We start from the raw sequence: 13890 nt of genomic DNA, 5'->3' as shown, positions 1-13890 counted from the left end.
TTGGGGTGGCATTAGGCTTAGCGGGTGACCGTGGAGCCAATCGCGCAGATGATCGCCGACCGCGTGGTGGATGTGCCCGACTTCCCCAAGCCCGGAATCGTGTTCAAAGACCTCACGCCGCTGTTCGCCGATGGCGAAGCCTTCCGCACCGTGATCGACGACATCGTGGCGCGTTACGCGGGGGAGTTCGATGCCGTGGTGGGCATCGAGGCGCGCGGGTTCGTGCTGGCGGCGGCGGTGGCTTACGCCAGCGGAACAGGGGTGGTGCCGATCCGCAAAGCGGGCAAACTGCCACGGGTGGCGCATGCGGTCTCCTACGCCCTGGAATACGGCGAGGCGACCTTGGAGGTCAGCGAAGGCGCGTTCAAGCCCGGTGAGCGAGTCCTGGTCGTCGACGATGTCCTCGCGACAGGCGGAACGGCGGTGGCCACGCTCGATCTGGTGGAGCGGGCAGGCGGCGTGGTGGCCGGTCTGGTGGTCCTTATGGAGCTGGGTTTCCTGGACGGCCGGTCCCGTTTGCCCGGCCGTGAGGTCCACGCTCTGATGACCGTGTGACGCTTAACGGCCGGTCCCAATGTCGTCCATGCGGCCAGCAAAGACGCTGGTTGGTCTGGCGACAGGTAGCATGGGCTGATCCGAGAAGCTAAGGAGCGCCGGTGTCTCAGGAAGTCAGTCCCACGGCTACCGTTGCTGAGACGAGGGCCGTGGCCAAGGAGCCGGAGACGCCGCCCGAGTCGCAGGCCACCGAACAGCAGCCACCCGAGGTGCGCGCAGCGCCGGGGACAGACCGGCTCGGCATGGGCATTATCGGCGCTGTCGGGTCCGGTAGGCGGGTCAGAGCGCGATTGTCCCGGTTCAATGCGCCCTGGCAGTCGGCCAGCATCAGCGAGGAGCTTCAGCCGCTCATCGAGGCGCACCGGGCCGCGCACCCCAAGGCCGAGACCCGGCAGTTGCAGCGGGCCTACGAGACCGCGCGCCAGCAGCACGACGGCCAGTTCCGCAAGTCCGGTGACGAATACATCACCCACCCGCTGGCGGTCGCGAGCATCCTGGCTGACCTGGGCATGGACACCACCACTCTGGTGGCTGCGCTGCTGCACGACACCATCGAGGACACCGAGTACACGCTCGAGCAGGTGCGCGCCGACTTCGGCGAGGAGGTGGCCCTCTTAGTAGACGGTGTCACCAAGTTGGACAAGGTGAAGCTCGGCGATTCGGCGAAGGCCGAAACGATCCGCAAGATGGTGGTCTCCACCGCCAAGGACCCGCGGGTGCTCGTCGTCAAGCTCGCGGACCGCCTGCACAACATGCGCACGCTGAACTTCCTCCCGCCGCCCAAGCGCGAGCAGAAGGCCCGCGAGACGCTGGAAATCCTTGCGCCGCTTGCCCACCGGCTCGGTATGAACACGGTGAAGTGGGAGCTGGAAGATCTCTCCTTCGCGCATCTGTTCCCCAAGCGCTTCAAGGAGATTCAGCGTCTGGTCGGCGAGCACACGCCGCAGCGCGACAACCTCCTGCGCCAGGTCTGCGACCGGGTCCTCGACGACCTGCGTTCGGCGAAGATCGGGGCGAAGGTCACCGGCCGCCCGAAACACCTCTACTCGATCTATCAGAAGATGATCGTGCGAGGGCGTGACTTCAACGAGATCTACGACCTCGTCGGGGTGCGGATCCTGGTCGACACCGTGCGCGATTGCTACGCGGCGCTGGGCGTCATCCACGCCGCCTGGCAGCCCGTGCCAGGGCGGTTCAAGGACTACATCGCGATGCCCAAGATGAACTTCTACCAGTCGTTGCATACGACGGTCATCGGGCCCACCGGCAAGCCGGTCGAGATGCAGATCCGCACCCACGCCATGCACGGCACCGCGGAATATGGCATCGCGGCGCACTGGAAGTACAAGGAGGGCAAGGCGTCCACGGTCGCCGGCCCGTCCAGCCACATCGACGGCATGACCTGGCTGCGCCAGCTGCTCGACTGGCAGCGCGAGACCAGCGACCCCGGCGAGTTCCTCGACGCGCTGCGTCACGACCTGTCCAGCCAGGAAGTCTTCGTCTTCACGCCCAAGGGCGAGGTGCTCGCGCTGCCCAACGGGTCGACACCGGTCGACTTCGCCTATGCGGTGCACACCGAGGTGGGCCATCGCTGCATCGGGGCACGGGTCAACAGCAAGCTGGTTCCGCTGGAGTCGGTGCTGTCCAACGGCGACGTCGTCGAGATCTTCACGTCGAAGTCGGAGACGGCCGGCCCGACCCAAGACTGGCTCGGCTTCGTCAAGTCGTCACGGGCCAGGACGAAGATCCGGCAGTACTTCAACAAGGAACGCCGCGACGAAGCCATCGACGCCGGTAAGGACATGCTGGCGCGGGCCATGCGTCGCCAGGGTCTTCCGCTGCAGCGGCTGCTGACCGCGGGCGGCCTGCTCGCCATCGCGCGCGAGCTGCACCTGGGCGACATCACGTCGCTCTACGCCGCGGTCGGCGAGGGGCAGATGTCGGCGCAGGCCGTGGTGCAGCGGCTCATCGCGGGCTACGGCGGCGAGGACGGTGCACTGGAGGACATCTCCGAGACCACCGTGCCGACCCGGCCCAGCCGCACCCGGGCACCCGGGCACGACCCAGGGGTCGAGGTCAAGGGCGTGTCCAATGTCTGGATCAAGCTGGCGCGATGCTGCACTCCGGTACCAGGCGACACGATCTTCGGGTTTATGACGCGCTCCGGCGGCATAAGCGTGCACCGGGACGACTGCACCAACTCCGAAGAGTTGAAGCAGCAGGCCGAGCGCATGGTGGAGGTGTCCTGGAAGCCCACCGCCGGTTCGATGTTCCTCGTCGCGATTCAGGTGGAGGCGCTCGACCGGCACAAGCTGCTGGCCGACATCACCAGGGCGCTGTCCGAGGAGCGGGTCAACATCCTGTCCGCGACGGTCACCACCACCCGCGACCGGATAGCGGTGAGCCGCTTCAGTTTCGAGATGGCCGACCCCAAGCATCTGGGCCACCTGCTCAACGCGGTGCGCACAGTGGAAGGCGTCATGGACTGCTACCGGGTCACCTCAGGCGCATAGAAAACGGGCGCGTCCCTTCGGACGCGCCCGGTTCTGCCAAACCTAGCCCTCTTGGGGCGGGGTGACGGTCAGGGTCTTGATGATGACCTCGGTCTTGGGTGCTGTCGCGCCCGTGGTCGGGTCCTCGGGCAGGGCGCCGTCGGCACCCACCTTCTCGACGATGTCCAGTCCCTTGGTCACCTTGCCGAGCACGGTGTACTGGCCCGGCAGCGGGGTGTCGCCCCACACGATGAAGAACTGGCTGCCGGTGCTGCTCGGCTGGTCAGTCTTGGCCATCGCGATGGTGCCCTTGGGGTAGTTCTTCAGGTCGTCGGTGAAGTTGGGCAGGTTTTCCTCGGCCATCTTGTAGGTCGGGCCGCCGCGGCCGGTGCCGCTCGGGTCACCGCACTGCAACACCTTGATGCCGTCGGTGACCAGCCGGTGGCACTTGGTGTTGTCGAAGAAGCCCTTGCTGGCGAGGTAAGTCATGCTGCGCGCGGTGCACGGCGCCTTCGCCGTGTTGACCTCAACATCGATGGCGCCCAGGTTGGTGGTGATGGTCATCGTCTGGGTGCCGGTGTTGGGGGCCTTGCCGGTCGGCGGCGCGCCGACCTCCTTGAGGTCTGGGTTGGCCTGCGCGTCGTCGGGCGTCCACATGCAGCTGACGTCGCCGTCGGCGAGTGCCGGGCCTTTGTCGTCGTCGCCCATGGCGACTACGGCCCAGATGACGCCGCCGGCCACCAGCAGCACCGCCGCAGCCGCTCCGGCGATCGCGCTGCGCTTCTTGCGCGCGCGGGCCTTCTCCAGCTTCTCTGCCATCTGGCGCTCGAGCCGGGCCCGGGCCGCCGCCCGCTCCCGCTGGATTGTGGAACTCACGGTGCTCTCCTCATACCTAAGTGCTGATCAACTGGCTGGGGTAGCCGTCGGGGACGACTGGGGCGACGCAGAGGGATCGACCGACGGGTTCGGCGACGGGGTGTCGCTGGTGACGGTCAACGTCTGAATAATCACATCATTCTTGGGCTTTGTATCCACGCCACTGCTGTTTGGCACGGTGCCCGCGTCGGCGATCTTGGTGACCAGGTCCAGGCCGGAGGTCACCCGGCCGACGACCGAGTAGTTGGCGTCAAGCGTGGAGTCCTTGTAGAAGATCAGGAACTGGCTGCCGTAGAGGCCGTTGGCCATGGCCACGGTGCCGGCCGGGTACCGGGGAGCAGCGGGAGGCGCCGAAGCCGCCGGGGTCGGCGAGGCCGACGCGGCCGGGGAGGCGGTTGGCGCGGGCGACGCGCTCGGGTCGGTCGCGGACGGGGGCACGTTCTCCGGGTACCAGGTGAAGGCAGCGCCGCCGTTGCCGGTCTCGGACGGGTCGCCGCAGCGCAGGGCGAAGCTGCCCTCGGCGTGGGTCAGCTCGTGGCACTTGGTTTCGCCGTAGAAGTTGCGGGCGGCCAGGTAGCTCAGCGCGGCCGAGCCGCACTTGGCCAGCTCGTTGTTGAGCTGGACGGTCACGTTGCCGCTGGTGTCGCCGCTCTTGAGCGCGACCGCCATGGTCGAGGTGCCGGTCTTGGCGATGCCGGTCTTGGCCGGGGTGCCGACGGCCTTGAGGTTGGTGTTGGCTGCCGTGTCCTGCTCTGTCCAGCTGCAGTCGGGAGCGGCCTCGAGCGGAGCAGGCTCCTTGTCGAAGACCCCGCCGATCCACATGCCGCCCAGCACAAGCAGGGCCAGGGTGAGGACACCCGCCGCTGCGGCGCGGATCTGCCGCTGTCGGCGTTCCTTCTCCGCACGCCGGGCCAGCTGCCGGTCAAGCTTGGCACGCGCGAGTTTGCGCAGACGGGTATTGCTGGTAGCCACCCGTGTCCTCCTGTCACCGTCGACCGCGTCCAATTGACGTGTCGTCCATCACACATTTGAGTCGGCGCATAACCCATGTCACACGCCCGAGCGAGTGTACGGGCAAAGGATGGGAATTAGGTACGCCCGCCTACCAACTGTGACCGACTATTGAGCATTAGGCTCACTGGGACACTGAGAAAGAGGTGTGAGTTGCTGGTCGTGGGCTTTCCGGCGCAGGCCTTCGGAACGAATTGTTTCGTGGTCGCCAGCGGTCCGGGAGAGCAGTGTGTGGTGGTCGATCCGGGCATCGGGGTCATTGACCAGCTTGACTCGGTGCTGACCGAGCATCGGCTGCACCCCGCCGCGGTCCTGCTGACCCACGGCCATCTGGACCACACCTTTTCGGTGACCCCGGTCTGCAAGGCGCGTGGCGTCACCGCCTACATCCACCCCCGCGACCGCGAGATGCTCGCCGATCCCACCAAGGCCATGTCGATCGACACCCGTGCCATGTTCGGCGGGCTGGAGTGGAGCGAGCCCGACGAGATCGCCGAGATGACCGACGGGATTGTGCTGGAGATCGCCGGTCTGTCGATCTTGGTTGACCATGCGCCGGGCCATACCGGCGGGTCGGTGATGTTCCGGCTGTCGACCTCGCAAGAGCCGTTGTGTTTCTCCGGCGACGTGCTCTTTCGCGACAGCATTGGCCGCACCGACCTGCCTGGCGGCGACCTGAGCGAGATGATGGCGAGTTTGCGCGACAAGGTGCTGACCCTGCCTGACGAGACGGTCGTTCTGCCCGGCCACGGCCCGCAGACTTCGATTGCCCGCGAGCGGGCTCACAATCCTTTCCTGCGCGAGGCGATGGGTTCCTCGCCTCAGCGCGGTCACTGAATTTCAAAGACATTTTAGGGGTACCAGATAATGGCTATTTCTGGGTTTCCAGAGTGGATGCCGGCGCAGCGAATTATCGAGCAGACGATCATCGACCGCGCTCGGCGGACTTTCGAGCTTTATGGTTTCGCGCCATTGGAGACGCGGGCCGTGGAGCCGCTGGATCAATTGCTGCGCAAAGGCGAGACGTCCAAAGAGGTTTACCTATTGCGCAGGTTGCAGGCTGACGAGAAGGACAGCTCCGACAGCACGCTTGGCCTGCACTTCGATCTGACCGTCCCGTTTGCCCGCTTCGTGCTGGAGAACGCGGGCAAGCTGCAGTTCCCGTTCCGGCGCTATCAGATTCAGAAGTGCTGGCGGGGAGAGCGCCCGCAGGAGGGGCGATATCGCGAGTTCCTGCAGGCCGATATCGACATCGTCGATCGCGACACGCTGCCCAGCCACTACGAGGCCGAGTTGCCGCTGATCATCGCGGATGTGCTGGGCGGCTTGCCGATCCCGAAGATCCGGATCCAGGTCAACAACCGCAAGGTGCTGCAAGGCTTCTATCGCGGGCTGGGCATCGATGATCAGGATGAGGCGATCCGCATCGTCGACAAGATCGACAAGATCGGGCCGGCCGGTGTGGCCGCGGAGCTGGCTTCCCTCGGCGCGACCGAGGCGCAGGCCAAGCTGGCGCTGGCGCTGGCTGAGATCTCCACTCCCGACGCCTCCTTCGTCGAGCTGGTGGAGAAGCTGGGGGTCACCGATCCGCTGTTGACGGAGGGCCTGGCGGAGCTGGTCAACGTGGTGGAGACGGCGCGGGCACACGCGCCCGGGATCTGTTTCGCGGAGCTGAAGATCGCGCGCGGGCTCGATTACTACACCGGCACGGTCTACGAGACGCAGCTGGTCGGCTTCGAGAAGTCGGGTTCGATCTGCTCGGGCGGGCGCTATGACAACCTGGCCAGCTCGGGCAAGGAAACCTTTCCTGGGGTGGGCATCTCGCTGGGGGTGACCCGGCTGGTGGGGGTGCTGTTCGGGCGCGACGCGCTGCAGGTGAGCCGCTCGGTGCCCACCTGTGTGCTGGTGGCGCTGCCCGCCGAGGAGGATCGCCCGGCGGCCGACCGCATCGCGGCGGCGCTGCGGGCGCGGGGGATCGCCACCGAGGTGGCCCCGGCGGCGGCGAAGTTCGGCAAACAGATCCGCTTTGCGGAGCGCCGGGGCATACCGTTCGTCTGGTTCCCGTCACCGGAAGGTGACACAGTCAAGGACATTCGTTCAGGTGACCAGGTGGATGCGGCGGCCGCGAGCTGGAGTCCCCCGTCCGAAGATCTGTATCCGGCCGTTCGTGGGTCTTTTGGTTAGTAAAGTTTAGTAATAGTCTGTGGCCCAACAGACGTTTAGGTTTTCGACCTAGAACGTCGTCGTGGGCCACTGCGGTATGTCTGTGTGGCCCCCGCGACGTTCTCTCACCTGGGGGGCCACTGCGGTATGACTGCGACGTCATCTACGTCTCCGGCGGGGGTCAGAAGTCATCGACGCGACCCCCGCTTGATGCGCCTGGCGGATGCGCTGTTGCAGCCCGCTTTCGAGGGAACCACGCCGCCGGATTGGATCCGGCGGCGCTTGGCGCACGGCCTCGGCGGCGTTGTCCTTTTCTCCCGCAACATCGCCAACCCGGAGCAGCTCGCCGCGCTGACGGCGGCGCTGGCCGCGGAAAACCCCGACGTGATGATCGCCGTGGACGAGGAGTCGGGCGACGTCACCCGCCTGGACTTCGAGCGCGGCAGCCAGCGTCCGGGCAACTACGCGCTGGGCCAGGTCGACGATCCGGCGCTGACCGAAATCGTGGCGGCCGACATCGGCGCGCAGCTGGCCGCTGCCGGGATCACCATGAACTACGCGCCCACCGCCGACGTCAACAACAACCCGGCCAACCCCGTCATCGGCGTGCGGTCGTTCGGATCCGACCCGGGCCTGGTCGCCCGGCACACCGCGGCGTGGGTGCGCGGGCTGCAGTCGACCGGGGTGGCCGCCTGCGCCAAGCACTTCCCCGGCCACGGCGACACCGGGGTGGACTCCCACCACGGACTGCCCATCATCGAGGCCGAACTGTCGCGATTGGACTCAGTGGAGCTGCCCCCTTTCCGGGCGGCGATTGACGCCGGGGTGCGCGCCATCATGACCGCGCACCTGCTGGTACCGGCGCTGGACGCCGATTACCCGGCCACGATGAGCACAGCTGTGCTGGTGGACCTGTTGCGCACCAGGCTGGGCTTCACCGGGCTGGTGGTCACCGACGCCATCGAGATGGCCTCGGTGGCGCAGCGCTACGGTCTGGCCCGGGCCGGGGCGCTTGCGGTCGCCGCCGGGGCCGACGCCATCTGCATCGGCGGGGAGAACTACGACGAGCAGACCGCGGTGGCCGTACGCGACGCCATCGTCGACGCGGTCATCGACGGGACGATCAGCGAACAGCGCTTGGTCGAGGCCGCCCAGCGGGTCGCCGACTTCGCCGTCGCCAGCGCTGCCGCCCGCGGCGTGCGCAAGGCCGCAGGCGACTCCTGGCCGGCCGCCGGAACCACCGTCGGGCTGACCGCCGCCCGCCGGGCGCTGCGCATCACCGGGCCGGCCCGGCTGACCGGGCCCGCCCACGTGGTGGAGTTCACCACCGGTACCAACCTCGCGATCGAGCCGCGCACCCCGTGGGGGCTGGGCGCGCCGCTGCGCGCGCTTCGCCCCGACACCACCGTGGTCCGGCTGGCTGAAGGCGCAACGGCTGACGACGTTCTCGCCGGAGCCGACGGCCGGATCCCGGTCCTGGTCTGCCGCGACCCGCACCGCCACCCGTGGCTGAATGCGTTGCTGGGCAAGGTGGTAGCCATCCGGCCCGAGACCATCGTGGTCGAGATGGGAGTCACCACAGGCGACCCGATCGGCGCCGCGCACCTCGCAACCTACGGCGCCGCAACGGTTTGCGGCACCGCCGCCGCCGAGGTCCTCGCCGGCTAGAGGACCCGGGTAACACCTTCGGCGGCGGCCCGAGCCGCAACGGTGTCAGGATCGAGGTTGGCGCAAAGCACCACCGACGCGCCCGCCGCCAGCGGTGCGAGCAGCCACACGACGGGCTGTTCATGTTTGGCCACATCCACCAGCAGCCGATCGCCCGCACGAAGGTCCAGGCGAGCTGCGATTTCGTGGGCGATCCCACCCCACTGCCGGTAGGTCGTGCCGTCGGGGCTTGCCGCGTCGCCTGACCCGATCGACCCATACCCCGGCAGAGTGGTGGTGTAGCGGCCGGCCTCGGCGATGAAATCCCGGTAGCCGGCCGGGATTTCGTCTAGCGCCGCGCCGTTGGGTGCAAGGCCAAGCACAAAGCGATTCGGGGCCTCCGGCACCACCTCAAGCCAACTGTCCAGCCGGATACGCGAAACGAACACCGCATCCAACGGCAGATCCGCGCCCTGACCGACCGGCGCCAGACCCGCCGTGGCCCACGGCCTGAACGACACGGCAACCCCGATCGACCAGGCACCCAACAGAACGGCCGCGGTCTGCCAATGCGGCGGCAGCAGCACCGCGGCCCGCGCCCCGGCATTCAATCCACAGCCTTCGCGCAGCAGCCCCGCTGTTCTGGCCGCCCAGCCGCCCAACGCCTTCGCGGTGAGCTCGGTGCGCTCACCTGTCGCATCGTCGCAATATGTCAAAAGCGGCCGGTCGAGACCGTCCACCTCGTCGCCCCCGAGCAGGGCGGGCAGGTCCGTGACAGGCGTCAGCTCCATCGGAAGGCTCCCGAGGCGAGTAGGTGGGCAGCAGCCCGCCCAACGTTACCGGCCGTGCGCGTATGGCCAGCTGCCTCGGGCGCGGCGGCCCAGGGGCAGCGGCAGACGAACACGCCCCGCTTTGGTTCAGTGGCCCTGCCAGCGGGGCGGGCGTTTCTCGGCGAACGCTTGGGCGCCTTCGCGTGCGTCCTGGGAGGCGGCAACCGGGGCCGCGATGCGGTCCTGGACGGTAAAGGCGTCGCTGTCGTTCAAAGCGGCGATGCGCAGAGTGGCGGCGACGGCCAGCGGTGCGTTGTGGGCGATTCGGGCGGCCAGATCGATGGCGTCAGTGAGCGCCTCGCCCGGTGCGGCCAGCTGGCTGACGAGCCCCAACCGGGCCGCTGCGGCCGCGTCCAAGGTGTCTCCGGTCAACAGCATGTGCATGGCCACGTGATAGGGGAGACGTTTGGGCAGCCGGATGGCGCCCCCTTCGCTGGCGACCAGGCCGCGAGTCACCTCGGGCAGGCCGAAGACGGCCGTGCCGCTGGCGACGATCAGGTCGCAGGCGAGGGCCAGCTCGCACCCACCCGCGACGGCGTAACCCTCCACCGCGGCGATGAGCGGCTTGGTGCGCTGAACGCGGGTGATCCCGGCCAGCCCGCGCTCGCCGATGAACGGGAACCCTTGAGTGGCAAAGGCTTTGAGGTCCATTCCGGAGCAGAAGGTGCTGCCCGCGCCGGTGAGGATGCCGACCGCCAGGTCGGACTCGCGTTCCAGGCGGTCCACGGCCGCGCTGATCTGCTCCGCCACGGCCCGATCGATGGCGTTGCGGGCGTGCGGGCGGTTGATGGTGATGACCAGGGTGGTACCGGTGACGGCGGTGCCGACGACCGCGGTCTCGACATGGGTGGAGGTCATGGTCAGCCCACCAGAACCGGAAGCCGGTACAGGCCGCGCATCACCCGCGACGGACGCCAGGCCAGGTCCTGCGGCGGGACAGCCAGACCGATGTCACCGAACCGGTCCAGCAGGAGCCGGAACGCGATGGCGCCTTCCATCCGGGCCAGCGCGGCGCCGATGCAGAAATGTGGCCCGCGGCCGAAAGCCAGGTGCTCATTGGGGCTGCGGCTCAGGTCCAGCCGGCCCGGGGAGTCGAACTGGTCCCAGTCGTGATTGGCCGAGCCGATGAGCAGGCTGACGATGGCGCCCGGGGATATCAAGCCGTGGGCGAGCTCGATCGGCTTGACGCAAACCCGGAAAGTCGCGTCGCGAACAGGCGAGTCGTAGCGCAGCAGCTCCTCGATCGCGGTAGGCATCAGGCCGGGGTTGTCGCGAAGGCGTTGCAGCTCATGGGGATGGCGAAGCAGCGCGAGCATGCCGTTGCCGATGAGGTTGACCGTGGTGTCGTGGCCGACGAGCAGCAACAGGTAGGCCGTGCCGACCAGTTCGGACTCGCTGAGCGTGCCGCCTTCATCGCTGGCCGCGATCAGCGCGCCGAGCAGATCCGCCTCGGCCACGGGGCCGGCGCGGCGCTTGTGAGCCACCAGCGCCACGAGATAGTCGAGCAGCTCGCGTTCATGCGCTGCCCGCTGCGCGGAGCTGGCGACCGGATTCACCGTGTGGGCAAGCACTTCACGGGTGCGCGCGGTGTTCCCCTCGGCGGGCACGCCAAGGATGGTGCAGATGAGGGTGAAGGTGAGCGGCATGGCGAAATCCTCGATGAGGTCGGCCACACCGGAATCGGCGAACTGGGCCAGCAGGCCTGCGGCGGTGTCATGGATCAGCGGCTCGAGCGCGGCGATGCGCCGCGGGATGAAGGCCGTGTTGACCAGCGCGCGCAGCCGGGTGTGCTCGGGAGGGTCGGCGTGCACGAGATGCTCGTTGAGCCCGGCGGGTCCGGCAACATAGGCCGGAAGCAGGTCCGGGCGTTTGCTGAGGCGCGTGTCGGACAGCAGCGAGCGCACGTCGGCGTACCGGGAGACGTGCCACACGGTCAAACCGCTGGGCTTGTCCTCCCGCAACAGCGGCGCGTGTTCGCGAAGCCACTCGAAATAGGGGTAGGGGTCTCGGTGGCGAGCGCGCAGCAAACCCTCCGGAACATCGACCATCGACGATGAAATTTGCCACGGAATACTCGTGCCCACGACGCCCCCGATAACGCTTCTACCAGCACAAACATGCTGATACTACGTATCTGGGCACGGGTTCAATGGGGCAGGGTGAGCGTGATGCGGGCGCCGCCCAGGTCGCTGCGGCCGATATCGACCCGGCCGCCGGACAGGCGGGCGATGCGGGCCACGATGTCCAGGCCGATGCCGGTCGAGCCGTCGGAGCTGGTGCCGCGCTGCATGGCGGTGGCGGCGTTGGCTATGCCGGGGCCGCCGTCCTCGACGACCAGCCCGCCGGCCGAGACCGTGACGCGGAACGGGGTCGACTGCGGGGTGTGCGCGAAAACGTTGCCCAGCAAGGCATCCACCGCCGCTATCACGTCGGCTCGGGGGACTGGCAGGTAGACGGGGTGGTCTGCGCCCAGTACCCGAAAATCTCGCCCATGATCTTCTGCCAGCACGGCCCAGAAAGCGAGCCGATCGGCGAGGACGTCGACAAGGTCGGTCTTTTCCACCGCGCGGGCGGCGGAGGAGCTGCGGGCGCTGAGGATGATGGCGTCGATTTCCGCGTCAAGCGCCTCCACGGCTTGGCGCATCCGGGCGGCGACGGGACCCGCGGGCAGAGCATCGGCGTCGAGCCGCAGCGCGGTCAGCGGTGTCCGGAGGCGGTGGGACAGGTCGGCGGCGACCTCGCGTTCGGCGTCCATGGCGCGGATCGCCCGCACGCCAAGCCGGTCGGCGGCGGCCACCGAGCCGGCGATGAGCACCGCGGCGATCGCGCCCATCGTCCACCACGCGCGGGCCACGCCGGGCTGAAGTGCCGCGCTGTCAAGGGTTGCCGTCGCTGGATCGCGGCCCTGCGCGACGGCGCGGGCACGGGCGTCCACGAGCGCCCGGTCGTGCGCGATCTGCTTGATGGCCAACGCGGTCGGCACCCCGAACGCGATGGCAATCATCGATGTCACCGCAAGCGTGGCGCGGATCAGCGTGCCCCTCATGCCAACGCCTCGTGCCGGAGGCCATCAGCTGCGGTGAGGGCGAGCCTGCTCATGCGACCGAAGGACCCGGTGGCACCAGCATGACGCCGACACCGCGGACGGTGCGCAGCAGGCGGGGCTGGGCCGCGGTCTCGCCGAGCTTGCGGCGCAACCACGACAGGTGCACGTCGAGGGTCTGGTCGGCGCCGACGAACGGCTGCTGCCACACCTCGGTGAACAGCTCTTTGCGGGTCACCACCCGGCCGGGGCGGGCCGCGAGGTAGGCCAGCACGTCGTATTCCTTGCGGGTCAGGGTGAGCGGAACCCCGTCCAGGCTGGCGGCGCGGGCGCCTTCGTCGAGGCGCAGCGGTCCAATCTCGACCACGGCGAACTCGGGCTCGGTGCGGGCGCCGGTGCGGCGCAGCACCGCCGACACCCGCGCCAGCACGTGAGCGGCGGAGAACGGCTTGGTCAGATAGTCGTCGGCGCCCGCGTTGAGCAGCCGGATGGCCTCCACCTCGCCTCGGCGGGCGGTGGCGACGATGACCGGCACGTTGGTGATCGCGCGAAGCATCCGCAGCGCGTCGGCGCCATCGAGATCTGGCAGCCCGAGGTCGAGAATCACCAGGTCAGGTGGCTCCTGGCGGAGCTGGCGCAGGCCGGCCAGGGCGCTGTCGACGGCACGCACCACATGCCCCGCGCCGGCCAGGGCGTCGCTCAGGGCCTCGCGGATGATCGGGTCGTCCTCAACGATGAGTACGAGGGGCATGGTGGGACCTTAGTCCTTCGGGTTCAATGAGCGAATGCGGTCTCAGCGGGCGTTTTTCTACGCGGTGGGCTGGGCGGTGCTGACCGTCCTTGCCGCCTTCGCCGTGTGGTGGGGCCTGCGCCCGTTGCTGTCGTCGAGTTTCGCCGCGGTACCGATGCCGGCTTCCCCTTCGCCAACAGTGATTTTCGTTCCGGCGTCGCCGGCCTCGCCGAGCCCGGCGCGCCCGTCGAGTGCGGCGCCGAAGCCGAAACCTTCCATGTACGACGGATGGGCATACAGCAATGGGGCTTTCACCCGTTCGTTTGACGTGACCGGCGGGACGGCGACCGTGCGCATCTCGGGCGGCGTGGTGAGCCTGGTGTCCTCGGCGGCCCGCGACGGGTACACGATCACGCAGGAGCAGCCCCAGCCGCAGCGGCTGGTCCTGAAATTCCTCAAACCCGGTGGCAGATACACCATCGTCGACTGTCACTGGTGGGAAGGCAGGCCCTACGCCGAGGTGTCGTTCCTCGAACCCTAGAA

General features: G+C 68.2%; 13 protein-coding genes. 6 read left to right on the top strand and 7 right to left on the bottom strand.

Annotated features, from left to right (window positions below):
* Positions 1-48: 48 nt before the first annotated feature.
* Positions 49-555, top strand: a complete 507-nt coding sequence (locus Rhe02_RS21680; protein WP_203910218.1) for an adenine phosphoribosyltransferase — start codon at positions 49-51, stop codon at positions 553-555.
* Between the two features lie 101 nt (positions 556-656).
* On the top strand, positions 657-3068 hold the full coding sequence (locus Rhe02_RS21675; protein WP_203910128.1) for a RelA/SpoT family protein: 2412 nt from the start codon (positions 657-659) through the stop codon (positions 3066-3068).
* A gap of 42 nt (positions 3069-3110) precedes the next feature.
* On the opposite strand, the gene Rhe02_RS21670 is transcribed toward Rhe02_RS21675, so the two are convergent.
* Both Rhe02_RS21670 and Rhe02_RS21665 read right to left on the bottom strand, forming a co-directional pair.
* A complete protein-coding gene (locus Rhe02_RS21670) occupies positions 3111-3923 on the bottom strand; it encodes a peptidylprolyl isomerase (protein ID WP_239123969.1) in 813 nt (270 codons plus the stop codon).
* A gap of 27 nt (positions 3924-3950) precedes the next feature.
* Positions 3951-4895, bottom strand: coding sequence for a peptidylprolyl isomerase (locus tag Rhe02_RS21665; RefSeq protein WP_203910127.1), 945 nt, complete (start codon positions 4893-4895; stop codon positions 3951-3953).
* Positions 4896-5087: 192 nt separating this feature from the next.
* Here Rhe02_RS21665 and Rhe02_RS21660 point away from each other — a divergent pair, with 192 nt between their 5' ends.
* From Rhe02_RS21660 to Rhe02_RS21650, 3 genes are all read left to right on the top strand, one after another.
* Complete coding sequence (locus Rhe02_RS21660) at positions 5088-5771, top strand: MBL fold metallo-hydrolase (RefSeq protein ID WP_203910126.1); 684 nt, start codon at positions 5088-5090, stop codon at positions 5769-5771.
* 30 nt (positions 5772-5801) lie between these two features.
* Positions 5802-7118, top strand: a complete 1317-nt coding sequence (gene hisS, locus Rhe02_RS21655) for a histidine--tRNA ligase (protein WP_203910125.1) — start codon at positions 5802-5804, stop codon at positions 7116-7118.
* A gap of 189 nt (positions 7119-7307) precedes the next feature.
* Positions 7308-8765: a glycoside hydrolase family 3 protein gene (locus tag Rhe02_RS21650; protein ID WP_203910124.1), complete on the top strand. Its 1458-nt coding sequence runs from the start codon at positions 7308-7310 to the stop codon at positions 8763-8765.
* On the opposite strand, the gene Rhe02_RS21645 is transcribed toward Rhe02_RS21650, so the two are convergent.
* The 5 genes from Rhe02_RS21645 to Rhe02_RS21625 all read right to left on the bottom strand — a co-directional run bounded on the left by Rhe02_RS21645 (position 8762) and on the right by Rhe02_RS21625 (position 13368).
* Positions 8762-9535 carry a TIGR03089 family protein gene (locus Rhe02_RS21645; RefSeq protein WP_239123968.1) on the bottom strand — a complete coding sequence of 258 codons (774 nt, stop codon included), beginning with the start codon at positions 9533-9535 and terminating at the stop codon, positions 8762-8764. The genes Rhe02_RS21650 and Rhe02_RS21645 overlap by 4 nt on opposite strands.
* Positions 9536-9661: 126 nt before the next feature.
* A complete protein-coding gene (locus Rhe02_RS21640; RefSeq protein ID WP_203910123.1) occupies positions 9662-10432 on the bottom strand; it encodes a crotonase/enoyl-CoA hydratase family protein in 771 nt (256 codons plus the stop codon).
* 2 nt (positions 10433-10434) lie between these two features.
* Positions 10435-11622 carry a cytochrome P450 family protein gene (locus Rhe02_RS21635; protein WP_203910122.1) on the bottom strand — a complete coding sequence of 396 codons (1188 nt, stop codon included), beginning with the start codon at positions 11620-11622 and terminating at the stop codon, positions 10435-10437.
* Positions 11623-11720: 98 nt separating this feature from the next.
* A complete protein-coding gene (locus tag Rhe02_RS21630; protein WP_203910121.1) occupies positions 11721-12620 on the bottom strand; it encodes a sensor histidine kinase in 900 nt (299 codons plus the stop codon).
* Between the two features lie 49 nt (positions 12621-12669).
* Positions 12670-13368, bottom strand: a complete 699-nt coding sequence (locus Rhe02_RS21625; protein ID WP_203910120.1) for a response regulator transcription factor — start codon at positions 13366-13368, stop codon at positions 12670-12672.
* A 34-nt stretch (positions 13369-13402) separates the two neighbouring features.
* Here Rhe02_RS21625 and Rhe02_RS21620 point away from each other — a divergent pair, with 34 nt between their 5' ends.
* Entirely contained in the window at positions 13403-13888 is a 486-nt protein-coding gene (locus tag Rhe02_RS21620; protein ID WP_203910119.1) for a hypothetical protein, read from the top strand.
* Positions 13889-13890 lie beyond the last annotated feature (2 nt).

The sequence above is a fragment of the Rhizocola hellebori genome, assembly GCF_016862955.1.
GTDB classification, from domain to species: domain Bacteria; phylum Actinomycetota; class Actinomycetes; order Mycobacteriales; family Micromonosporaceae; genus Rhizocola; species Rhizocola hellebori.
This window is presented reverse-complemented; position numbering and strand designations above follow the sequence as displayed.